Source organism: Flavobacterium sp. T50_26, assembly GCF_057652995.1.
Genome location: NZ_JBYFCC010000004.1, coordinates 64,526 through 86,033 on the forward strand (window position 1 = coordinate 64,526; position 21,508 = coordinate 86,033).

A 21,508-nucleotide genomic window follows, 5' to 3' on the forward strand; every position below is an offset into this window, starting at 1 on the left:
ATGAATATCAAAATCATCAATAAATCACAGCATCCCTTACCAAATTACGAAACAATTGCTTCTGCCGGAATGGATTTGAGAGCCAATTTATCCGAACCAATTACCTTAAAACCATTAGAACGAACCATCGTTAAAACCGGTTTGTTTATTGAACTGCCAATTGGTTATGAAGCACAAGTTCGTCCACGTAGCGGATTAGCAGCCAAAAAAGGAATTACCGTTTTAAATTCACCCGGAACAGTTGATGCCGATTATCGTGGTGAAATCGGGGTTATTTTAGTAAATTTATCCCCTGAAGAATTTGTCATCGAAAACGGTGAACGAATCGCTCAATTAATCATCGCCAAACACGAAAGAGCCGAATGGATAGAAGTAAATGAATTATCTGAAACATCCCGCGGAGAAGGCGGTTTCGGCAGCACAGGAGTGAAGTAGTGTTCAGTTTTCAGTATCAGTAAGCAGTTTTAAAAGTAAATAGTAAAAAGTAGTAAGCAAAGTCTTAATACTTAATACTCAAATCTTAATACAATTAGCAGTTTTAAAAATAAATAGTAAAAGTAGTCAGTCAAGTCTTAATACTTGATACTCAAATCTTAATACAAAAAAAATGAAAATAATAGTACCAATGGCCGGACGCGGCTCACGATTAAGACCACATACTTTAACAATTCCAAAACCATTAATTCCCGTTGCCGGAAAACCAATCGTGCATCGACTAGTGGAAGACATTGCAGGCGTTTTAAATCAACCTATTGACGAAGTCGCTTTTATCATTCACGAAAGTTTTGGTAAAAAAGTAGAGGAAGAATTAATCGCAATTGCTCAAAAATTAGGTGCAAAAGGAACAATTTATTATCAAAATGAAGCTCTTGGAACCGGTCATGCCATTATGTGTGCCAAAGATTCATTGAGCGGACCAGCTGTAATTGCGTATGCCGATACATTAATTCGTGCCGATTTTGATTTAGATACCTCTGCCGATAGCGTTATTTGGGTAAAACAAGTGGATCAGCCGGAAGCTTTTGGTGTTGTGAATTTAAACGATAATGGAGAAATTATCGAATTAGTTGAGAAACCAAAAGAATTTGTGTCAGATTTGGCTGTAATTGGAATATACTATTTCAAAGATGTTGCCGTTTTAAAACAAGAATTGCAAGCTGTTCTAGACAATAACATCATTCATGGTGGCGAATACCAAATTAATGATGGAATTAAACAAATGATGGCAAAAGGCATGAAATTTGTACCAGGTAAAGTAGACGAATGGATGGATTGCGGAAACAAAGACGTAACCGTTGATACCAACACAAGAATGCTGGGTTTTTTGCACAATGATGGGGAAAATTTAGTGGCTACCGATGTTAAGTTACAAAACGCAACAATCATTCCTCCTTGTTATATTGGAGAAGATGTAGTTTTGATTAACACAACTGTTGGCCCAAATGTATCATTAGGAAAAGGATGTCATATAATTGATTCAACCATTAAAAACAGTTTGGTTCAAACCCATGCACACATAAAGAATGCCAATTTAGACAATGCAATGATAGGAAATCACGCTTCGTTTGATGGTAAATTTACCAGCATTAGCATTGGAGATTATTCAGTTTTAGAATAAAATTTTAAAAATTACTGCTCTCGGGAGGGATAAGGTAAAAATGATAAAACGTACTTTACATACTTTGATTTTCCTTGGAATTCTCTTCCAAACCATAACCGCATTCTCTCAAGTAGAGCCGGAAGATATTGCATTGGAAACCGATGAATTTCAAATTGCTTTTTACGAATCTTTGCGTGAAAAAGGAATCGAAAATTATGACAAAGCCGTAACCGCTCTGCAAAAATGCTTAGCATTAGAACCAAATAATCCGGTAGTTCATTTTGAATTAGGTAAAAATTATCTTTTTCAAAAGGATTATAAAAATGCGTACGATAGTTTTGAAAAAGCAACTCAACTTGATTCAAAAAATCGTTGGTATTGGGTTGGTTTGTATGATGTCTCACATGCAACTCGCGATTATACAAATGCGATTGTTATCATGAAAAAACTCATCGAGTTTAAAAAAGAATACAAAGAAGATTTGGTTTCGTTGTATATGTTTACGCAACAACACGATGAAGCACTTAAATTAATTGATGAATTGACGGAAACTGTTGGCAAAACGGAGATAAGAGAACAATTCCGTAGTCAAATCATGACAACCACTCGATACCAAGGTCAAGAAACAGAAAAATTAATGCAAGCCATTAAAAACAATCCGAAAGTAGAAGACAATTATGTGGCTTTGATTTATTTGTATTCGGAAAAAGATGAAGAGGAAAAAGCGTTGGAAATTGCTAAAATGTTAGAAAAAGAAATTCCAAATTCCGATTGGGCACAAGTCAGTTTATTCAAATTCAATATTGATAAAAATGATGGGAAAAATGCGGCTTCGGCAATGCATAAAATTCTAAAAAGCCCTAAAATTGATCGAAAAATAAAACATCGGGTTTTTAATGAATTTTTAATTTTTACCAAAAATAATCCTTCGTTTTCATCCGATTTAGAAAGTGCAATTACTTATTTTAAGGAGGACCGAGAAGTAAAAGTTGCCAAAGAAGTCGGTAAATTCTATCAACAAAAAAGCGATTGGGCAAATGCTGTGAAATACTATGAAATGCATGCCAAGTCAAATTCTGATGATATAGAAAATGTACTTTTGCTGTTTAACGCTTATGCACAAAATAATCAATTTGAAATTTTAGCTATACAAGCGGAAGAAAAAGTAGAATTCTATCCACTTCAACCTGACTTTTATTATTATGCCGGTTTAGCCAATAATCAATTGAAAAATTTCAAAAAAGCAAAAGACTTATTAGAATCAGGAGTAGATTATATTGTTGATAATAAAACGTTAGAAGCTAATTTTTATATTCAATTAGGAGAAGCATACAATGGGCTTGGCGATACCAAGAAAAAAGAAAGTTATTTTATCAAAGCCGATAAATTAGTAAAACAAATTAAATAATGAAACAGTTTTTATTCGCCTTGATATTTATTTTCACACTAGTTGGATGCAAAGCCAAAAAAGGACTTGTTGAAGGAAAAGCTTCGGACGATTTAGCGACTCAAAAAATCATCGAAAACCATTATGATGTAAAGAAAAATTTTTCAACGGCATACATTCGAGCAAATGCTAAGTATAAAGACAAAAATCAATCGTTGAGTTTTTCTGCAGAAATTAGAATTCAAAAAGATGAAATGATTTTGGTAAGTATTCGTTTTTTGGGAATAACGATGGCCAAAGGTTTAATCACACCCACTGAGGTAAAATATTATGAAAAAACCGGAAACAAGTTTTTTGAAGGCGATTACACCACTTTAAGCAATTGGCTCGGTACCGACTTAGATTTTTTTAAAGTGCAAAATATGCTGATTGGTCAAGCCATGGATGATTTGAGAAAGGGAAAATATTCAAATACAATTGAAGATAAATTATACAAACTAAAAGATATAAATGACAAACAAAACGTGAAATCATTTTATTTTGAAGCTTCCAATTTTTTGATAAAAAGACAAGAAATTGAACAAGTAGCCAAAAACAGAAAGTTGAACGTTTTTTATCCAAATCATAAAGAATATAACGAAGCTATTTTGCCGTTGAACATTCTTATCGAAGCGATTCAAGAAAACAATAAAAACACGATTTCGTTAGATTATAATTCGGTTACGTTTAATGAAGAACTCTCGTTTCCGTATAGCGTGCCAAGTGGTTACGAACAAATTTTTATAGAAAATTAAAGATCCAAACATGATAAAGTCGGTATTGACATTTTTTCTAATTTTCACCACGTCAATTCTCTTGGCTCAAACTGATGCTCAAAAGAAACTGGAAAAGCGAAAAGAACAGTTGTTGGAAGAAATTAGAGTAAACGAACGAATACTTCAAGAAAATAAGAAAAAAGAAAAGTCGGTTGTTAACGTCATTCAGCAACAAAAAGCAAAAATTGAATTGCGTGAAAAACTTATACAGACAAATGAAAAGCAAGCAAAGCTTTTTAATGATGACATCTATACCAATCAATTAAAAATTAATAAATTAAAACGAGAATTGGAAGTTCTCAAGGAAGATTATTCCAATATGATTGTCAAGTCATATAAAAGCCGTTCAGAACGAAGTAGAGCGATGTTTCTCCTTTCGTCTAAAGATTTTACGCAAGCCTACAAACGGGTGCAATACATGAAGCAGTATGCAGGTTATAGAAAAAGTCAAGGCGATGATATAAAAGTAAAATCTACAGAATTAGAAGCTTATAACGTAAAATTAGCAGCTTTAAAATCCGAAAAAGAAAAGATTATTCAAGAACAGGAAAAAGAGAAATTAGTACTTGTTAAGGAGAAGCAAGAACAAGAAAAACTTGTAAAATCAATCAAAAAAGACCAAAAGAAAATTGTTGCCGACATCAAGAAAAAGCAACAAGAAGCGAGGGAAATAGACAAAAAAATTCAAAAAGCCATTCGTGATGCAATTGCAGCTGAGAATAAAAAAACAGCTAAAAAATCAGGAACTAAAACCACTTCAACAGGTACTTCACCATCAAAAATTGTGTTAACTGCAGAAGGAAAATTAGAGTCAGATAATTTTAAAGCAAACAGAGGTAAACTACCTTGGCCTGTTGAAAAAGGATTCGTATCCTTAAAATTCGGTAATCAACCACATCCGGTTCAGCCCACCCTAACGATTCACAGTAATGGTGTTGAAATTACAACGGAGTCCGGTTCTTCTGCTCGATCTGTTTTTGCCGGAGAAGTGATGTTGATTCAGGTTTTATCACCTATAAACAAAGCGGTTTACATTAAACACGGAGATTTTATAACCGTTTATCAAAACTTAAGCTCAGTGTCTGTAAACAAAGGTGATAAAGTAAGTTTAAAACAAACCATCGGAAGAATTCGAACCAACGAATCAACCGGAAAAACAGCAATTAAGTTTTCGGTTCTGCAAAACGATTCATTCTTAAATCCGCAAAGCTGGTTATATAATATGTAAATAAAATAAGCCTGAAAACTTAAAACTTTCAGGCTTTTTTATTTAAACAAATAACGCTTTTAATTCCGTAGCATCGTGCGGTTTCATTTTTCCGGCTAATACTAAACTTAGTTGTTTTCTTCGTAAGGCGGCATCAAATCGTTGCTTTTCCAATTCTGTTTGTGGTTCAATTTGCGGAACCGGTACTGGGTTCCCCGTTTCGTCAACCGCAACAAAAGTATAAATTGCTTCGTTTGCTTTGGTTTTATTTCCCGATTCACGATCTTCTATCCAAACATCAATATAAATCTCCATCGATGTGTTAAAAGCTCTTGAAACTTTAGATTCAACGGTCACAACGCTTCCTAACGGAATGGCTTTGTTAAAAGCAACGTGATTCACAGAAGCCGTTACACAAATTCGTCTGGAATGACGTCTGGCAGAAATACTGGCCGCTCTGTCCATCCTAGCGAGCAATTCGCCACCAAAAAGATTATTCAACGGATTGGTCTCTCCAGGCAAAACAACGTCGGTTAACGTAGTTAAAGAATCGGAAGGATGTCTTACTTGCATTTTTATTTTTTTTGCAAAGGTAGAAAAACGACAGCGATTCTTTTTGAGTTATGGCAAATAAAAAAAGCCCCATAAGTGAAGCTTTAATCAAGATTGTATGGGCAAAGGGTTTATTTTTCTAATTCTAAAACTAACATCCAAGCATCTTTGTTGTGCGATTGTTTGATCGATTGTAAAGCAGTTTGAGCTTCTTCAATCGATGCATAACTGCCATAAATCACCGGATGCAGACCATGTTTATTTGGAGCTATTTTTTTAGCTTTATAACCCAGATCTTTTAAGGATTGTAAGGCTCTTTCGGCATTTCGTTCTTCTTTAAATGCTCCGGCAACAAGATGATAATTAAAAGAATTATCGTTTTCTTCTTCCACATTCATAGAAACAGAAGGAATCGGGCTTTCGATAAAAAAAGTTGCTTGTTGAATTTTATCTTCTACTTTTTGTTGAACATTTTTCTCTACAAGCAATAGTTCAGCATCCATTTTCTTTTGATACCATTGATTGCCAAAATAACCTGACATTCCAAGACCAATAGCAAAAATAGCAGCATATTTAATCCAAGGATTTGATTTACTTCTTTTTTCAGGTGTAAATTGAATTGGAGCTTTTTCTTCCAATTGTTCCACTTCTTTTTTAAATGCTTCACGTTTAATTTGTGGTGAAACAAAAGAAGTAAGACCAAAAGAATGTGTAGAATAATTCAAACTGTCTGCGGGTTCAAAAACCAAACTGCTTTCGATGTTCAAAGAAAGTTTTCCAATATTTTTAAGAAAAATTGATTCGCTTTTTTGAATGGTATATTTCCACAAAGTAACTTCTTCTTCAATCAAAGCAATCGCTTTTTCATACTCAATTTTCTCAGCAAGAGCGATATGATTAGCCAAAAGACCATCATTATTCTTTAAATGAAAATTAAAAGAAATTACTTTTTTGGGCGGATAAAAGGTGTTCGTATCTTCAGAAAGACTTGCCGAACGGTTTTCGGTTAAAAATGCACCAAAACCCGGAACCGTAACACACTGGTACCGATATAATAATTGGGATATATATTGCTCAATTCTCATAGCAACAAAGAAAAAATATTCAACCGCCGAATCAAAGTTTTATCCACAAATTTTATTAACAATTTCAGTCAAAATGATAACTATTTCGGGCTCATTGAATTAGATTTCTTACATAGTTTCGCAAATGGCAGCAAAAGCATTTTTCATGTAATTTTTTTGAGAAAAATTTTTAAGAAATAGAAAAAAGATGTTTCTTTGAAATTCAATTACACGCCATGACAAAATCTGAATTATTTTATACGCTTGCGTTACTTCAAGTAGAAGGAGTGGGCGACATTGTTGCCAAAAAACTCATCAATCACTGCGGCTCAGCAGAAAAAGTTTTTCAAGCTAAAAAAAGTAAATTAGTTTCCATTGATGGAATTGGAGAAGTTTTGATTAAAAAACTCGCGAATGAAACTATTTTTAAACTCGCCGAAGCCGAAATAAAATTCATCGAAGCTGAAAATATTGATTTTTGTTCTTTTTTGGATGAAGAATATCCGGAACGACTCAAACAATGCATTGATGGCCCAGCCGTTTTATTTTCTTCCGGTGAAATTGATTTGAAATCCAGAAGAACAATCAGCATTGTTGGAACCAGACAAATCACCAGTTACGGAATTGATTTTTGCAAAAAACTAATCGAAGATTTATCGCCCTTAAATCCTGTAATCATTAGTGGTTTTGCCTATGGTGTGGATATTGTAGCTCATCAGGCAGCCATGGAAAACAATTTGCAAACCGTTGGTGTTTTGGCTCATGGTTTAAATCAAATTTATCCAAAAACACATAAAAAGTATATTTCCAAAATGGAGAAAAACGGTGGTTTCTTGACTGAATTTTGGAGTACTTCTAATCCTGATAAAGAAAATTTTGTGAAACGAAACCGCATTGTTGCCGGAATTTCAGAAGCAACCGTTGTCATTGAAAGTGCAGACAGAGGTGGTTCACTCATTACGGCAACGATGGCAAGCGATTATAACCGCGATGTGTTTGCCGTTCCCGGAAGAACAACGGACAAATACAGTTTAGGTTGTAATAATTTGATTAAAACCCAACGGGCTCATTTGCTCACTTCGGCAGCAGATTTGATTTATATTTTGAACTGGGAATTGGATTCAAAACCCACAAAATCTGTTCAAAAACAATTGTTTGTTTCTTTGGATGAAGAAGAGCAAAAAGTCTATGATTACCTCCTGAAAAAAGGAAAGGAATTGATGGATATTATCGCTTTGGAATGTGATTTTCCCATCTATAAAATTTCCGGAATTTTATTAAATATGGAATTAAAAGGAGTCGTTCGTCCGTTGCCGGGAAAATTGTTTGAAGCGATTTAATTATTGAAGTTTCTCCCAAACTACTTCGTATTTGGCATATTGACCATTTTCAATGGCTTCAATAATATAAATTTTTGGAAAAATTTGATTGATGTCTTTTTTAAATTCCGCTTCTTCTTCTTTGGAAATCATTTCGTCTAACGTAATCATTTTATAATTGGCTATAGCCGAACCTTCTACGGTTTCAAAATGATTTTTTTTGAATTCAAACACAAAAATATTTCTGCACAAAATAAACCGAGTGATGTTGATTTTGCGATGCCTTTTTTGCGAATAATCCAGTTTAATTTTTTTAACGGGCTCCACACGCTTCACCGGAAACTGACAGGTTGACGTTTCGTTTTGGTTGAATAAAATATACACCGGTTCTTGCTTCTGACTATATCCGAAAGCGAAAATTAAGAGAACAAAAACCGTTATATACTTCTTCATCTTATAAAAATCCTAATTTGTTGCGTACTCTTTGCAAAACACCATCGGCAATTTTTCCTGCTTTGGCTGCTCCTTCGGCTAAAGCTTTATCTACTTCGGCTAAGTTTGCCATATAATAATGATATTTCTCTCTTTCTGTTTTAAAACGTTCCAAAACCAATTCAAATAACGCTTGTTTGGCATGACCATAGCCATAATTTCCGGCCAAATAATTCGCTGTCATTTGCTGAACTTCTTCTGCGGAAGCAACTAATTTATAAATAGCAAAAACCTTGCAAGTTTTTGGATCTTTAGGTTCTTCAAGCGGTTTGCTGTCAGTTTCAATCGACATAATTTGTTTGCGTAACGCCTTATCATCCAAAAATATATTGATGATATTTCCTCTGGATTTACTCATTTTATTTCCGTCTGTACCGGGAATATACATGGTTTCTTCCTGGATTTTTGCTTCAGGAAGCACAAACGTTTCGCCCATTTGATGATTAAATCGCGAAGCAACATCACGGGTAATTTCAAGATGTTGCAACTGGTCTTTTCCTACCGGAACTACTTCGGCATCATACAATAAAATATCGGCAGCCATCAACATCGGATACGAAAAAAGTCCTGCATTCACATCTTCCAAATGGTCGGCTTTGTCTTTGAATGAATGTGCCAACGTCAATCGTTGAAAAGGGAAAAAACAACTCAAATACCATGACAGTTCTGCTGTTTGAGGCACATCGCTTTGACGATAAAAAATTACTTTATTAATGTCTAATCCGCAAGCCAACCACGTAGCAGCCACGCTGTAGGTGTTTTCACGGAGGGTTTCACCGTCTTTAATTTGTGTGATGGAGTGCAAATCGGCAATAAACAAAAACGATTCATTTTCCGGTTTGTTTGCCATTTCAATCGCAGGCAAAATCGCTCCTAATAAATTTCCTAAATGCGGTGTTCCGGTGGCTTGAATTCCGGTTAATATTTTTGACATAGTATATTTTTTCGAAAGATACAAAGTTCGCAAAGTTGTGAAAGTTTGCAACCTTAATTATTCTTTTTTTTAAATTAGTTTACAAAGTTAACTTTATGATTTTAAAATCCCAATCCTTTCCTTACATTTGACTTCATGAAAATTTTTAAACTACTTTTTTGGATTCTTTGGCGGATATGGTTTTATGTCCTCATGGGTTCAATCATTATTCTACTTTTTCCGTTATTAATTATTTCTATTTTGAAGGAAGAATGGTATCCGTTCTTTTTCAGATTAGCACAACTTTGGTCGCGAGGTATTTTGTTTGGGATGGGTTTTTACACTAAAATTGAACGTGAGCAGAAGTTTAAAAAAGGCGAAAGTTATATGTTGATTGCCAATCACACTTCGATGACGGATATTATGTTGATGCTTGTGATAGCCAAAAATCCTTTTGTTTTTGTTGGTAAAAAAGAGCTTTCTAAAATTCCGTTATTCGGATTTTTCTATAAACGAACTTGCATTTTGGTTGATCGCGACAGTCCAAAAAGCAGATTGGCTGTTTTTGAAAGAGCTCAAAAAAGATTAAATCAAGGATTAAGCATCTGTATTTTTCCCGAAGGAATGGTCCCTGATGATGAATCAGTCGTGTTGGCCGATTTTAAAGATGGTGCATTCCGATTGGCGATTGAACATCAAATACCGATTGTTCCAATGACGTTTTACGATAACAAAAAACGATTTTCCTATACTTTTTTCAGCGGAAGTCCGGGCTTGATGCGAGCCAAAGTTCACGAATTTATTCCCACTGCCGGGTTTACTGTTGATGACAAAAAGGCCATCCGCGATAAAGCTTGGGATGTGATTTATAAAGAATTAACGAAAGAAAATAATTAAATTTTGAACCATATATGTCATATAAGACTAAAGCATTTCAAACTTATATGCCTTACATGGTAAATTAATTAAACATTTTTTGGTATTAAAACTTCTCATCATGTTGCGACAAATCCAAACCAATTAATTCAGATTCTTCCGAAACACGAAGCGGTATAATAAAATTGGTGACTTTATAAAGCAATATAGATCCAAAGAAAGTAAACGCAGCCACTAAAACCAACGCAATCATGTGGTGACTAAAAACACCCCATCCGCCGTGCAGCAAACTGGCATTTTCGCCTTGAGCAAATACAGCGGTCAAAATCATTCCCATAATTCCGCCTACGCCGTGACAAGCAAAAACATCTAAGGTATCATCAATGGATTTTAATTTTTTCCAATACAACATTTTATTGGAAACAATCGCGGCAATAAATCCAAAGAATATACTTTGCGGAATGGTTACAAATCCTGCTGCAGGAGTAATGGCCACCAATCCAACAACAGCACCGATGCACGCTCCCATAGCTGAAACTTTTCTTCCGTTTAATCGATCAAAGAAGATCCAAGTCAGCATTGCCGATGCCGAAGCTACTGTTGTTGTCGCAAAAGCCATCGCCGCCGTTGCATTGGCCGCCAAAGCAGAACCGGCATTAAATCCGAACCAACCAAACCAAAGCATTCCCGTTCCAAGTAACACAAACGGTATGTTGGTTGGAATGTGTTCGCTGTTTTTTCGTTTTCCTAAAACCAAAACACCTGCTAATGCGGCAAAACCTGCACTCATGTGAACCACTGTTCCACCTGCAAAATCTTTGACACCAAAATAACTGCCTAGTAAGCCACTCGGATGCCAAACCATGTGACAAAGTGGAGTATAAATAAACAAAGTGAATAAACAAATAAATAATAGATAGGAGATAAACCGAACTCTCTCAGCAAAAGAACCGGTAATAATGGCCGGAGTGATTACTGCAAATTTCATTTGAAACAAAGCAAAAAGAATAAACGGAATAGTAGAAGCCATTTTTGCATGAGGTAGAACACCCACTTGATCCATAAACGCAAATTGAAATGGATTTCCGATTAAGCCGTAATGTGTTCCGTTAATTGTAAAACCGTATGAATCGCCAAAAGCCAAACTAAATCCCACAATTACCCATAGTAGGGAAACTACACCTAAACAGATAAAACTTTGCAACATGGTAGAAATCACATTCTTTTTGCCCACCATTCCGCCATAAAAAAATGAAAGACCGGGTGTCATCAATAAAACCAAACAAGAGGAAGTAAGTAGCCAAGCCACATCGGCTGTAACAATTGTATCGGCTGAATTAAATATGGCTGATTGAGTGGCAGGAGTGCTTTCCCAAAATAAACCGCTAATGGCAGCAATGCTGATTAAGATAAAAGAAATTATCCAACGTTTTTCTATTTTCATAACTAACCCTATTTTTATATGGGTAAAAATAATAAAAAAGTCAAATAATAAAACTTATACCCATAAAAAATTATAGTATATGTTTAAAAATATAAAAAAATAATAATTTTAGCCTACTTAAACCGACTGCCAGAATTTTCATTATCTATGTCTTGACGATGATCAGGAAATGATTTTCTGCGAAAAGATCGTCTAAAAAAACGTGTAAAAAATGGCGTGCTTTTTTTCTCGGACGGAATGGTATTATCTACCGTGAAAATCCAAAATAAGATGCCAAATATGACCACTAAAATAACGGCTAATACAAACCACCAAGCAGCGGGATAGTCTTCAAAAAATTCAAATGTTTCCATAATAGTATAGTTTTAAGTCTAATTATAAAATTAAGTTGTTTTTAGTAAAAGGGCTTTATACAATTTAACAGAAGAGTTACATTATTCTCATGTTTTGATTTTGAATGATTTTAATCGAGTGATGAAATTAATAGATTTGTTAATTAGATGAGTAACGAATTTTCTATTCATTTTTTAATTAAATTCGCTTATATATTTTCCAATAAAATCATGAATAAACAACTTTTATCGCATGTCTACAAACACCCACTCATCAATCAAGAAGAACTTGACAGAATAATTGAATCACATCATAAAATAGTGTTTAAAAAAGGAGATATTATTCTTAAAAAAGGTGAAATTTCCAAGGGATATCTTTTACTTGAAAGTGGTTTGATGCGTTCATTTGTGTATGATTATAATGGAAATGAGAGTACAACCGACTTTTATTCAAAACATGAAATTGTAATTGAAGTGTTGTCTTTATTTCAACGAATTCCCAGTCAGGAAACCATTCATGCTCTCACAGATTGCGAATGTTGGATGCTTGATTTTGCTATTTTTCAAGAACTCTATCATTCCATTCCCGGTTTTTCCGAATGGGGACGACTTTGGATGACCAACCGTCTTTTTCACTTTAAACAACGTTCTGTGGAAATGGTTACCATATCAGCCAAAGACCGCTACTTGCAATTAATTAAAGAAAAACCGGAAGTAGTCTTGCAATCACCTTTAAAATATATAGCCAGTTATTTGGGAATAACCGATACTTCCTTCAGCAGAATCCGAAAAGAAATTAGCTAGTTTTTTTCTTGTCATAAGGCAAGTTTCTTCTAGAAGATACTTCTTATATTTGTTATTCAACCTTTTAAACAAATAAATAATGAATACAAATGTAATCTGTTGGTTTGAGATTTATGTGGATGATCTTGAACGTGCAAAAAAATTCTATGCATCGGTTTTGGGAACATCTTTTCATGACATGGATTCTCCGGATGGTAGTGAAGATTTTAAAATGTCCTGTTTTTCTTCTTCTGAAAACCAAGGTGTAAGTGGTGCTTTGGTGCAAATGAAAGAAGCCCGAACCAACAATCCGGGAAACACCTCTACCATTGTTTATTTTCCTTGTGAAGATTGTAGTGTGGAAGAAAGTCGCGTTGCAAAAGCGGGCGGAACAGTGCACTGTCCTAAAATGTCAATTGGCGAACACGGTTTTATCAGTTTGTGTATTGATTCTGAAAACAATACGTTCGGATTGTATTCCATGCAATAATCAATTGTTTACCATGAAAATAGTAAAATTAGTTTTATTCACGTTATTCGGATTGATGTTTATCAATGCCGGTTTAGACAAATTTTTACACTACATGCCCGTTCCACCGTTGGAACCCGAAGTAGTGAAAGCTGGCGAAGCCTTCATGACAATCACATGGTTAATGCCACTCGTAGGAGCTGTGGAACTTCTTGCAGGACTATTATTCATTTTCCCAAAAACACGTTTGTTGGGAGCTTTAATGATTTTTCCGGTTATGGTGGGAATCATGTTTCATAATGCTGTTTATATGCCCGAAGGATTAGCAATTGCCGGTATATTTTTCCTAATTAATCTTTGGGTGTTTTACGAAAAAAAACAGAAAATTAAAGAGTTAATTGGTTAATGGTAATAGGTAATGGGCTTAAAACCGACAACCAACAACTGACAACCGATAACCGACAACAAAAAACAAAAACTATGTTACTAAATCCCTATCTAAATTTCGATGGAAATGCCGAAGAAGCTTTCCGATTTTATCAAACCGTTTTTGGCGGTGAATTAACTGTTTCCAAAATGAGCGATGCTCCCGGTACAGAAAATTTACCCGAAAACGAAAAAAACAGAGCCATGCACGTAGCACTTCCCATCGGGAAAGGGCAACATTTGATGGCTTCTGATTGCTTGCCGAGTGCAGGACATGTGCTCAAAGTTGGTAATAACAACTATATTTCCATTACACCAGATAGTCGTGAAGAAGCCGACCGTTTATTCAACGGATTGTCTGCCGGCGGAAAAGTAGAAATGCCAATGGACGATATGTTTTGGGGTGATTATTTTGGTTCTTTTGTAGATAAATATGGTGTGTGCTGGATGATTAATTTCACCACTCAACTAGCATAAAATGACTATAAAAAGTATAGCACAAGCCTTTTCAAATGGAGAATTTCAATCCGTTTTTCCTTATCTTGACCATAACATTGTTTGGCAAGTGGTGGGCGAAAACGAATTTCTCGGAAAAGAAGCCGTGATGCAACAGTGTTTGCAAGTGGAAGCGTATTTCAATTCGGTAACCACCCATTTTGAAACAATTCACTGTCTTGTAGACGGGAATAAAGTTGCCATCAACGGAACAGCGGCGTTTCACATCAATCAAAAACCGAAAGTGTATGTTTGGGCTTGTGACTTATACGAATTTAACGAAGACAATCATTTGCAAAGAATTACGTCATATTGCATTACAAAAAAATAAAAAACATGAAACTCATCATCCAAGCTAAAATTCAAATTCAGAAACCCATTGAAACGGTTTTCGAAAACATCGTTAATCCGGATAAAATGACTAATTATTTTATCGGAAGCAGTTCGGGTAGAATGGAAGAAAACGCAGAACTCATTTGGACATTCCCTGAATTTGAAGAAAAATGCCCATTAACCGTTACCGAAGTTATTCCGAATAGTAAAATAGCATTTGTTTGGGATCCTGAAACGGTTGTAACCATTCAACTGAAAGAGCAAGCCGATAAAAGCACCTTAGTACACGTAACAGAAGACGGAAAAGAAAACACCGAAAAAGGAATCAAATGGTTTGGTGGAAACACCGAAGGCTGGGCAAATTTTTTAGCGTGTTTGAAAGCGTTTTCAGAATATGATATTAATTTGAGAAAAGGAGCTTTCGACTTTCTAAAAATCCAATAATCCAACAATCGAACAATCCAACATGGAATCTATCCAACACTACATCGCAAACCTCTCAGAAACCGACAAAGCCATTGGCCAACAACTCACGGAATTAATTGATGCTCATCTGTTGTTTACCGAAAGTAAAATCTGGCATGCTCATCCTGTGTGGTTTATTGACGGAAATCCGATTGTGGGTTTCAGCAAACAAAAGGCGGGAATGCGTTTGATGTTTTGGAGTGGTGCAGATTTTGAAGAAGAACAATTAGCAGCTCGCGGTCAAAAGTTTAAAGATGCCTCGATTTTCTATAATTCTGTTTCAGAAATTAATTCAGATGATGTAAAAAGGTGGCTTCAAAAGTCAGAAATAATTCAGTGGGATTATAAAAATATTGTAAAACGAAAAGGGGTTTTGGAACGCTTAAAATAAACAGAAACATGAAAGCAATACAAATTACAATTGAAGTTACAGTAGCTCAATCAGCAGAAATTGTTTGGGATCATTATACCAACCCAAAACACATTGTCAATTGGAATTTTGCCAGCGATGATTGGCATTGTCCAAAAGCTGAAAACAATCCAATTGTTGGCGGAACCTATTTTTCCCGAATGGAAGCCAAAGACGGCAGTTTTGGTTTCGATTTTAAAGCGGTTTACGATGAGGTAATTCCAAATGAAAAATTAGTTTATACCTTAGAAGACGGACGAAAAGTAACCACATTATTTGAAAAAGAAGATAACACTACCAAAGTTACCACCGTTTTTGAAGCAGAAAATCAAAATCCGGTTGACATGCAAAAAGCAGGTTGGCAAGTGATTTTGAATAATTTCAAAAGCTATATTGAGGGAAACAATAGTTAACTTAAACTAAGCTCAACATCAAAACTTAAAAAAAGCAAAAGTGTATATCCGTGCCAATCCGTTTAATCCGTAAAATCAGTGGCAAAAAACCAAGGAGTGTAACGACTTAATAAAACTAAAACATTATGAAAAAATTAAATTATTCAATAGAAATTAATGCTCCCATAGCAAAAGTGTATACCACTATGATTGCGAAACCAACCTACAAGGAATGGACCGCTGCTTTTAATCCTACTTCTGATTATGAAGGCGGTTGGAACAAAGGCGATAAAATCTATTTCATCGGATTTGGTGAAGATGGAAAAAAAGGCGGAATGGTTTCCCGAATTGCCGAAAATATTCCAAATGAATTCATCTCTATTCATCATTTAGGCATCCTCGATGGCGACAAAGAAATCCTCGATGGTCCCGAAGTAGAAGGTTGGGGCGATGCATTAGAAAATTATTCTTTTTCGGAAAACAATGGCGTAACGACAGTGTCCGTTGAAATGGATACGAAGGAAGATTATGTGGATTATTTTGATGATACTTGGCCAAAAGCTTTGGGAATTCTGAAGGATTTGTGTGAATAGATTCTACAATTCTGCACTTATCATTTAAACAGTAATACTAATTTTAAACTTATATGACTTATATGTTTTAATTTTACCATATAAGTCATATAAGCTTAAAAATTTTACCTCAGTGCCGTTGAAAGACCATATAGTAATTTAACTAAGCATAGCCAAAAAAGTTGCAGATTTTGAAGGGTTTGTATAAATAGATTCTACAATTCTGCACTTATAATTGCTTTTAAACAGTATAAAACTAACTTAAAACTTATATGACTTATATGTTTAATTTTACCATATAAGTCATATAAGTTTAAAAATGTTTTCAAATCCAAAGCAACCTTTTTATCATTTTTTCATCTTACCTTTATAACCTAACACACTGTGAACCAATGATAAAAAAACTACTTCCGCTATTCCTGCTTTTTGGATTTGTCTGTCATTCGCAGACGTTTGAATGGGTTAAAACACCTACCGCAGAAATCAATGTTAATCCGCAATCGCTTGGTTATTCCACAGTAGTTGATCCTTCCGGAAATGTGTATTTGAGCGGATACAAAGACAATCCAACGATACATACCGAATTGTTTGGCAGTCTGTTTTACATAAAATACAATGCCAATGGTGAAGTTCTTTTTACCAAGGCCATCAACGGAACAGCAGTCCTAAATCAAATGGAAACCGACTCGCAAGGCAATATTCTTTTGGCTATTTCTTATTTGAATTCGTTATCTTTTGATACGCTTTCCCTGGAAAGTATAGACCAATCGCCACAACATGTTTTTATAAAATTGGACAGCAATGGTAATTTACTTTTTCATAAAGAAGTATCTATTCCGGAAAACAATGTGAGTTCTTTTCAAGCCATTTCTGTAGATGCTTCGAATAACATTTACATAGGATATGATAATTACCACTACGGCTATATTCAGAAATTGAGTCCAAATGGCGACGAAGTAAGCATGATTATGCAAGCAAACGTAAGCCGAATCACATCAATTGACGTTGATTCTGAAGGAAACATTTATGCTTCCGGAACGTGTGCCAATCCCAATTCAACCTATGCCGGCGTTGCCCAACCCACCGATTTATCCTATACTGTTTATGTCGTAAAATATACTGCAAACGGTGTTTTTCAATGGCTAAAGTATATCGAAGATATCACTTGCGGTGTAGCGATGATTAAAGTGCAAAACCCTGACGAAATCTATTTTTGTTCGCCAACGTTTATCCCGAATGTGTTAGGAGATTTTACGTTGGAAGGTCCTTTAAACGGCGGACTTGATTTCTACCTGACCAAACTCGATGCCTCCGGAAACTACGTGTGGGTAAGAGAAGTACCAGGAAACGGGTCGGTGGATGTGGGAACCAAAAATTTCCTTAACCTCGATGCCCAAGGCAATATTTATTTCAGCGGAATCATTTCCGGTGGTGTGATTAACTGGGGTAACGGCATTACTTCAAACACCAATACGTTCGGTAATCGTGAAGCGTTGGTATTAAAATACAATCCGCAAGGCGAAATTCTGATGGCTGCCTTAGCCGGAGGAACCTCAAACGATGAAGCCAACAGCATATCCATTGACCCCAACGGCTCGATTTATGTTTCCGGTCTCATTCGCGGAAGTGCCACTTTTGGCACGCTTTCTTTTACCGCTGATGATCCGCTGGATTACACACCTTTCTTAGCCAAAATACAAGATGACAACTTATCGGTTCCGCACAATGCGTTAACTGATTTGCGTGTTTACCCCAATCCCGTAACGAATTTACTCACGGTTCAAACGTCACAAACGATTGTGAATTTAACGGTTTTTTCGTTAAATGGCCAACGTATCCAGCTTCCTCAAAATGGCAACCAACTGGATTTTAGTGGGGTGGCCAATGGGGTTTATGTGGTGGAGGTTGTGATGGAGAATGGGTTGGAGAGGGTGAAGGTGGTGAGGTAATTTGGCAATGTGGCAATTGGACAATGTGTCAATGGGGTAATGTGTCAATTGGTCAATGTGTTGATGGGGTAATTGGTTCTATTTGACATAATGTATTTCATACACTACTCATGCACTATCCCTACTTCGGATAGGGGGATGGTATGGAGGGAATAGCTTTATACTTTGTTTTGAAATAACTTTACTTTTTGTATTATTATTGTAGCACTTTTTTATAGTAGTTGCATCTTCTTTTTTAGTTTTTCCATCTTTTGTTTTGTACTTCTGGTTGTACGAAGGTGTTGTACAACTTGGCAGTTTGGTTGCTGTTTTTTTCTTTTTCTTCTTTTAGTTTTTGATTCACTAGGGTGTAAAACACCACTCATTTACCGAATTAATCGATTGTAATTTTTTCCTGTGCTGTTTTTTCGACGCAAGGCTATAGATTTTTGTTTGTCAGTCAGTTAACACGTTTTTGCAGGTACTAAATTCGGGAATTTTGGGTATTGGATTCTAGAATCCAGCACTACATCAGTTGCGTTGTTGTGGTGGTTGCCCTAGTTTTGCTCTGCATTTGACACAATTTAGCAGTGGTGCACTTCATCACAAAAAAATTGCAAAATGCAGAAGTCGTAGTTGATTTGGAGGAATAGTATTTTGCTATTTTTTATGACTTGATTATTCTACGCCATACAGACATTTGTTAGTTAGAAAAGGCTGCTCTTCGGAGTGGCTTTTTTTTTCGGTCGTCGGTTATCTGTTTTCGGTTGTCGGTTGTCTGTTGTTGGTAAAGCGGAATGGAGAGCACTTTTAGGGGTAAGTAACCACGGATTGAACGGATGAAACAGATTTGGTAAAGCGGAATGGAGAGCACTTTTAGGGGTATTTCACCACGGATTAAACGGATGAAACAGATTTAGGCGGATAACAGACAACGGACAACAGACAACAGACAACGGACAACAGACAACGGACAACAGACAACCGACAACCGTTACCTCTTTTCTGCGGTGGTTTTGCATTGTTCTATAAAGGTCAGGCAACGGGTTTGGAGTGTTTCATAGTCTTGTTGTGCTATTTCGGTGAAGTCATTGGCGTGCCATTGGTCGAGGTGGCTGGAGAGGAGTTTAAGGAGGGTTTTGTCTTTTTCGTTATGGCGAGGGAAAGCGGTGTGGTGGTGTGGTGAACAGAAGTCGCATAATTCAAGTAAGTAAGGCAGTGAAAAGTGATTGGGGCGGTACCCGAGTACCAAACGGATCAAGCCAAGGCAGGTGTGCATGATGCTTTGGTGTAGCGTAAAGAGGTATACTTTGTTGCCTCTTTCGGGGCCGGCAGGAAGGGTTTCCAGCAGTTTGGCTACGGTGGCTTGCCGTTGTTCCCAAAAGCGTTGGGCGGTGGAAAGGTCACGAATGGGTGTATTCGTGCAGGTGAGGTAAGGCGGTGTAGTAGGATGCTGGTACAGCACTTTGCCGTGATGCAGGGCATTGTAAAAGAAATGCTGTTGGTCGCCCGGTTTTTGGTTTAGGGCTGTTTTTTTGTGTAAAAGGATGGTGGCGGTGTGTTGACCGCCAAATTGGTTTTTTATGCGGTTGGCAAGTTGGGCAGCGGTGCCCGCCTCGATGCGGTTGACAATGATTAGGAGGTAATGGTGAGCAGTGGCAATGCGTTGCGTGGAGGTGTTGAGGATTGTTTGGCGAAGCGACTCCCGATGGATGCGTTTACCGAGGCTATAAATGCCTAAGGGCTCTGTGGTTTGCACGATGAAGTGAATCACTTCTTCCAGCCTATGTTGTTGTTCAGGTTCTCCTGTGTTGATGAAGCGTTGGGCGAGTTGTTCTTCGCAACGGGTTTGGGTGGCATAGAAGAGGCGGTGTACTTCTTTGCGGAGGATTTCTTTTTTTTCTTCTACGATTTTTAGTTGTTCTTTGGTGATTTGTGGCGGAGCTGTATGGTGTGCAATGGTTCGGCGGGCTTGGTTTAAGAGGTTTAGCAATTCAACATCGGATGGAGTGGCGGGGTCAAAAATTTTGCCGGCCAGCGGGGTAAAGGCGTTGAGGTAGTTTTGCTGTTCTACTAAGTCGTTGCTATTAAACCACTCGCCGATTAAAAAGCTGGATGCGGTGACGAACAACCATTTAATGTTTTGGTGGGCGTTGTAGGCAGCCATCACCGTGTTGTTCCCAGCCATGTAGTGTTTAAAATCGAGCCCGACTAAAAAGGCCGATTGGTTGTCGACTTCAAAACGTCGTTCGCTGCTTTTTAGGAAGCGTTTGGTTTTTAGTTTGCTGATGTAGTGGAGTTCTTTGGTGTTTCCGCTACTGTAGATGAGGTGTTGTTGTTGGCAGTGCATCACAAAAAATGGGTTGCCATTTTGCAGTTCTTCTTTGATCCATGTGTTGCCAAAAAGGCGAAAGGCAAATTGGGGGAAGCCTGCATACAATTGTTGAAAGTAGGTAGCCAGTTCATCCCAATCGAATGGGCTATCCTCGCTGATGATGGTGAGGAACACACCTGCGGTGGTGGATTCTTCGAGGTGCGGTGAAAAGTAGATGGAATCTACCGGTGTAAAAAGGAGCATCTGTTCGATGGCTTTTTCCAATGCGGCTTGGTGGGGGTGGTTGTGGCAGTGTACATGGGATGGGTTCATAATTTTGCTTTTTAGGGTGAAACAATCGCTAAAATTTGTATTTTTGTGAGAACGCTACCGCAAGTTCGCTACAGTTTTTGCCGTAGCCAACCAGCGGAAGTAGTACTTTACCAGCCACGTGTAGTACTTTACCAAACCCTTTTTGATTTTTATTTTAGTATTTTTGAACCATGAGCACAGCAGAAAAAACAGGACATATCGGCAGAAAAATCAGTAAGATTCGCGAATTACGCGGCATGAAACAAGAAGCACTGGCCCAAGCCTTAGGCATAAGCCAGCAATCAGTCAGTGTGATTGAAAACAGCGAAGAAGTAGAACAAGCCATGTTGGAAAGGATTGCCACTGCGTTGGAAGTGAGTGTGGAAGGGATTAAACATTTTACGGAAGAAGCAGTGTTTAATAACATCAATAATTTCCACGACCAATCAATACAGAATAATTTCAATCCAATCGAGAAAGTAGTTGAACTTTACGAAAGACTACTTGCCTCAGAAAAAGAGAAATTTAGTTACTTAGAAAAACTCTTTAAAGAGAAATAGAATAATAGAAAATAGAAGGATAGTGAGAACTATCCTTTTTTATTGACCT

The 21,508-nt window shown here is 36.6% G+C and carries 25 protein-coding genes; 18 read left to right on the forward strand and 7 right to left on the reverse strand.

Annotated elements, in window-relative coordinates; all coding sequences use genetic code 11:
- From dut to AC23MC_RS03530, 5 genes are all read left to right on the forward strand, one after another.
- Positions 1-435 carry a dUTP diphosphatase gene (dut, locus tag AC23MC_RS03510; protein ID WP_487567078.1) on the forward strand — a complete coding sequence of 145 codons (435 nt, stop codon included), beginning with the start codon at positions 1-3 and terminating at the stop codon, positions 433-435.
- Between the two features lie 172 nt (positions 436-607).
- Positions 608-1,618, forward strand: coding sequence for a sugar nucleotidyltransferase (locus AC23MC_RS03515; RefSeq protein ID WP_487567077.1), 1,011 nt, complete (start codon positions 608-610; stop codon positions 1,616-1,618).
- Positions 1,619-1,658: 40 nt separating this feature from the next.
- Positions 1,659-3,008 carry a tetratricopeptide repeat protein gene (locus AC23MC_RS03520; protein ID WP_487567076.1) on the forward strand — a complete coding sequence of 450 codons (1,350 nt, stop codon included), beginning with the start codon at positions 1,659-1,661 and terminating at the stop codon, positions 3,006-3,008.
- Positions 3,008-3,781: a lipoprotein insertase outer membrane protein LolB1 gene (gene lolB1, locus AC23MC_RS03525; protein WP_487567075.1), complete on the forward strand. Its 774-nt coding sequence runs from the start codon at positions 3,008-3,010 to the stop codon at positions 3,779-3,781. The genes AC23MC_RS03520 and lolB1 overlap by 1 nt, the downstream gene beginning before the upstream one ends.
- Positions 3,782-3,791: 10 nt before the next feature.
- Positions 3,792-5,030, forward strand: coding sequence for a murein hydrolase activator EnvC family protein (locus AC23MC_RS03530; RefSeq protein ID WP_487567074.1), 1,239 nt, complete (start codon positions 3,792-3,794; stop codon positions 5,028-5,030).
- Between the two features lie 42 nt (positions 5,031-5,072).
- Here AC23MC_RS03530 and AC23MC_RS03535 read toward each other — a convergent pair whose 3' ends face one another.
- Both AC23MC_RS03535 and AC23MC_RS03540 read right to left on the reverse strand, forming a co-directional pair.
- A complete protein-coding gene (locus AC23MC_RS03535; RefSeq protein ID WP_487567073.1) occupies positions 5,073-5,582 on the reverse strand; it encodes an acyl-CoA thioesterase in 510 nt (169 codons plus the stop codon).
- 110 nt (positions 5,583-5,692) lie between these two features.
- Positions 5,693-6,646: an HU domain-containing protein gene (locus tag AC23MC_RS03540; RefSeq protein WP_487567072.1), complete on the reverse strand. Its 954-nt coding sequence runs from the start codon at positions 6,644-6,646 to the stop codon at positions 5,693-5,695.
- 215 nt (positions 6,647-6,861) lie between these two features.
- Here AC23MC_RS03540 and dprA point away from each other — a divergent pair, with 215 nt between their 5' ends.
- Positions 6,862-7,965 carry a DNA-processing protein DprA gene (gene dprA / locus AC23MC_RS03545; protein WP_487567071.1) on the forward strand — a complete coding sequence of 368 codons (1,104 nt, stop codon included), beginning with the start codon at positions 6,862-6,864 and terminating at the stop codon, positions 7,963-7,965.
- On the opposite strand, the gene AC23MC_RS03550 is transcribed toward dprA, so the two are convergent.
- Together AC23MC_RS03550 and trpS are read right to left on the reverse strand one after the other, a co-directional pair.
- Entirely contained in the window at positions 7,966-8,397 is a 432-nt protein-coding gene (locus AC23MC_RS03550) for a hypothetical protein (protein WP_487567070.1), read from the reverse strand.
- 1 nt (position 8,398) lies between these two features.
- Positions 8,399-9,370, reverse strand: a complete 972-nt coding sequence (gene trpS / locus AC23MC_RS03555; RefSeq protein WP_487567069.1) for a tryptophan--tRNA ligase — start codon at positions 9,368-9,370, stop codon at positions 8,399-8,401.
- 135 nt (positions 9,371-9,505) lie between these two features.
- On the opposite strand from trpS, the gene AC23MC_RS03560 reads away from it, so the two are divergent.
- Positions 9,506-10,246 carry a lysophospholipid acyltransferase family protein gene (locus AC23MC_RS03560; protein WP_487567068.1) on the forward strand — a complete coding sequence of 247 codons (741 nt, stop codon included), beginning with the start codon at positions 9,506-9,508 and terminating at the stop codon, positions 10,244-10,246.
- Between the two features lie 85 nt (positions 10,247-10,331).
- Here AC23MC_RS03560 and AC23MC_RS03565 read toward each other — a convergent pair whose 3' ends face one another.
- Both AC23MC_RS03565 and AC23MC_RS03570 read right to left on the reverse strand, forming a co-directional pair.
- Entirely contained in the window at positions 10,332-11,669 is a 1,338-nt protein-coding gene (locus AC23MC_RS03565; protein ID WP_487567067.1) for an ammonium transporter, read from the reverse strand.
- A 113-nt stretch (positions 11,670-11,782) separates the two neighbouring features.
- Positions 11,783-12,022, reverse strand: a complete 240-nt coding sequence (locus tag AC23MC_RS03570; RefSeq protein ID WP_487567066.1) for a hypothetical protein — start codon at positions 12,020-12,022, stop codon at positions 11,783-11,785.
- A 210-nt stretch (positions 12,023-12,232) separates the two neighbouring features.
- Here AC23MC_RS03570 and AC23MC_RS03575 point away from each other — a divergent pair, with 210 nt between their 5' ends.
- From AC23MC_RS03575 to AC23MC_RS03620, 10 genes are all read left to right on the forward strand, one after another.
- Positions 12,233-12,805: a Crp/Fnr family transcriptional regulator gene (locus AC23MC_RS03575; protein ID WP_487567065.1), complete on the forward strand. Its 573-nt coding sequence runs from the start codon at positions 12,233-12,235 to the stop codon at positions 12,803-12,805.
- A gap of 79 nt (positions 12,806-12,884) precedes the next feature.
- Positions 12,885-13,274, forward strand: a complete 390-nt coding sequence (locus tag AC23MC_RS03580; protein WP_487567064.1) for a VOC family protein — start codon at positions 12,885-12,887, stop codon at positions 13,272-13,274.
- Positions 13,275-13,287: 13 nt separating this feature from the next.
- A complete protein-coding gene (locus tag AC23MC_RS03585) occupies positions 13,288-13,659 on the forward strand; it encodes a DoxX family protein (RefSeq protein ID WP_487567063.1) in 372 nt (123 codons plus the stop codon).
- A 74-nt stretch (positions 13,660-13,733) separates the two neighbouring features.
- Positions 13,734-14,156: a VOC family protein gene (locus AC23MC_RS03590; RefSeq protein ID WP_487567062.1), complete on the forward strand. Its 423-nt coding sequence runs from the start codon at positions 13,734-13,736 to the stop codon at positions 14,154-14,156.
- Between the two features lies 1 nt (position 14,157).
- Positions 14,158-14,505, forward strand: coding sequence for a nuclear transport factor 2 family protein (locus AC23MC_RS03595; RefSeq protein ID WP_487567061.1), 348 nt, complete (start codon positions 14,158-14,160; stop codon positions 14,503-14,505).
- Positions 14,506-14,510: 5 nt separating this feature from the next.
- Positions 14,511-14,951, forward strand: a complete 441-nt coding sequence (locus tag AC23MC_RS03600) for an SRPBCC domain-containing protein (protein ID WP_487567060.1) — start codon at positions 14,511-14,513, stop codon at positions 14,949-14,951.
- Between the two features lie 22 nt (positions 14,952-14,973).
- A complete protein-coding gene (locus AC23MC_RS03605) occupies positions 14,974-15,363 on the forward strand; it encodes a DUF1801 domain-containing protein (protein ID WP_487567059.1) in 390 nt (129 codons plus the stop codon).
- An 8-nt stretch (positions 15,364-15,371) separates the two neighbouring features.
- Positions 15,372-15,794 carry an SRPBCC family protein gene (locus AC23MC_RS03610; RefSeq protein WP_487567058.1) on the forward strand — a complete coding sequence of 141 codons (423 nt, stop codon included), beginning with the start codon at positions 15,372-15,374 and terminating at the stop codon, positions 15,792-15,794.
- A gap of 125 nt (positions 15,795-15,919) precedes the next feature.
- Complete coding sequence (locus AC23MC_RS03615) at positions 15,920-16,366, forward strand: SRPBCC family protein (RefSeq protein ID WP_487567057.1); 447 nt, start codon at positions 15,920-15,922, stop codon at positions 16,364-16,366.
- A 371-nt stretch (positions 16,367-16,737) separates the two neighbouring features.
- Positions 16,738-18,294 carry a T9SS type A sorting domain-containing protein gene (locus AC23MC_RS03620; protein ID WP_487567056.1) on the forward strand — a complete coding sequence of 519 codons (1,557 nt, stop codon included), beginning with the start codon at positions 16,738-16,740 and terminating at the stop codon, positions 18,292-18,294.
- Between the two features lie 973 nt (positions 18,295-19,267).
- Here AC23MC_RS03620 and AC23MC_RS03625 read toward each other — a convergent pair.
- Complete coding sequence (locus AC23MC_RS03625; protein ID WP_487567055.1) at positions 19,268-20,920, reverse strand: hypothetical protein; 1,653 nt, start codon at positions 20,918-20,920, stop codon at positions 19,268-19,270.
- Between the two features lie 170 nt (positions 20,921-21,090).
- Here AC23MC_RS03625 and AC23MC_RS03630 point away from each other — a divergent pair, with 170 nt between their 5' ends.
- The gene (locus tag AC23MC_RS03630) at positions 21,091-21,459 is read left to right on the forward strand and encodes a helix-turn-helix domain-containing protein (RefSeq protein WP_487567054.1); all 369 of its coding nucleotides are present in this window, start codon (positions 21,091-21,093) and stop codon (positions 21,457-21,459) included.
- Positions 21,460-21,508: the final 49 nt, after the last annotated feature.

Coding starts and splice junctions, on each gene's coding strand:
- dut (WP_487567078.1), top strand. CDS start 1: ATGAATATCAAAATCATCAATAAATCACAGCATCCCTTACCAAATTAC.
- AC23MC_RS03515 (WP_487567077.1), top strand. CDS start 608: ATGAAAATAATAGTACCAATGGCCGGACGCGGCTCACGATTAAGACCA.
- AC23MC_RS03520 (WP_487567076.1), top strand. CDS start 1,659: ATGATAAAACGTACTTTACATACTTTGATTTTCCTTGGAATTCTCTTC.
- lolB1 (WP_487567075.1), top strand. CDS start 3,008: ATGAAACAGTTTTTATTCGCCTTGATATTTATTTTCACACTAGTTGGA.
- AC23MC_RS03530 (WP_487567074.1), top strand. CDS start 3,792: ATGATAAAGTCGGTATTGACATTTTTTCTAATTTTCACCACGTCAATT.
- AC23MC_RS03535 (WP_487567073.1), bottom strand. CDS start 5,582: ATGCAAGTAAGACATCCTTCCGATTCTTTAACTACGTTAACCGACGTT.
- AC23MC_RS03540 (WP_487567072.1), bottom strand. CDS start 6,646: ATGAGAATTGAGCAATATATATCCCAATTATTATATCGGTACCAGTGT.
- dprA (WP_487567071.1), top strand. CDS start 6,862: ATGACAAAATCTGAATTATTTTATACGCTTGCGTTACTTCAAGTAGAA.
- AC23MC_RS03550 (WP_487567070.1), bottom strand. CDS start 8,397: ATGAAGAAGTATATAACGGTTTTTGTTCTCTTAATTTTCGCTTTCGGA.
- trpS (WP_487567069.1), bottom strand. CDS start 9,370: ATGTCAAAAATATTAACCGGAATTCAAGCCACCGGAACACCGCATTTA.
- AC23MC_RS03560 (WP_487567068.1), top strand. CDS start 9,506: ATGAAAATTTTTAAACTACTTTTTTGGATTCTTTGGCGGATATGGTTT.
- AC23MC_RS03565 (WP_487567067.1), bottom strand. CDS start 11,669: ATGAAAATAGAAAAACGTTGGATAATTTCTTTTATCTTAATCAGCATT.
- AC23MC_RS03570 (WP_487567066.1), bottom strand. CDS start 12,022: ATGGAAACATTTGAATTTTTTGAAGACTATCCCGCTGCTTGGTGGTTT.
- AC23MC_RS03575 (WP_487567065.1), top strand. CDS start 12,233: ATGAATAAACAACTTTTATCGCATGTCTACAAACACCCACTCATCAAT.
- AC23MC_RS03580 (WP_487567064.1), top strand. CDS start 12,885: ATGAATACAAATGTAATCTGTTGGTTTGAGATTTATGTGGATGATCTT.
- AC23MC_RS03585 (WP_487567063.1), top strand. CDS start 13,288: ATGAAAATAGTAAAATTAGTTTTATTCACGTTATTCGGATTGATGTTT.
- AC23MC_RS03590 (WP_487567062.1), top strand. CDS start 13,734: ATGTTACTAAATCCCTATCTAAATTTCGATGGAAATGCCGAAGAAGCT.
- AC23MC_RS03595 (WP_487567061.1), top strand. CDS start 14,158: ATGACTATAAAAAGTATAGCACAAGCCTTTTCAAATGGAGAATTTCAA.
- AC23MC_RS03600 (WP_487567060.1), top strand. CDS start 14,511: ATGAAACTCATCATCCAAGCTAAAATTCAAATTCAGAAACCCATTGAA.
- AC23MC_RS03605 (WP_487567059.1), top strand. CDS start 14,974: ATGGAATCTATCCAACACTACATCGCAAACCTCTCAGAAACCGACAAA.
- AC23MC_RS03610 (WP_487567058.1), top strand. CDS start 15,372: ATGAAAGCAATACAAATTACAATTGAAGTTACAGTAGCTCAATCAGCA.
- AC23MC_RS03615 (WP_487567057.1), top strand. CDS start 15,920: ATGAAAAAATTAAATTATTCAATAGAAATTAATGCTCCCATAGCAAAA.
- AC23MC_RS03620 (WP_487567056.1), top strand. CDS start 16,738: ATGATAAAAAAACTACTTCCGCTATTCCTGCTTTTTGGATTTGTCTGT.
- AC23MC_RS03625 (WP_487567055.1), bottom strand. CDS start 20,920: ATGAACCCATCCCATGTACACTGCCACAACCACCCCCACCAAGCCGCA.
- AC23MC_RS03630 (WP_487567054.1), top strand. CDS start 21,091: ATGAGCACAGCAGAAAAAACAGGACATATCGGCAGAAAAATCAGTAAG.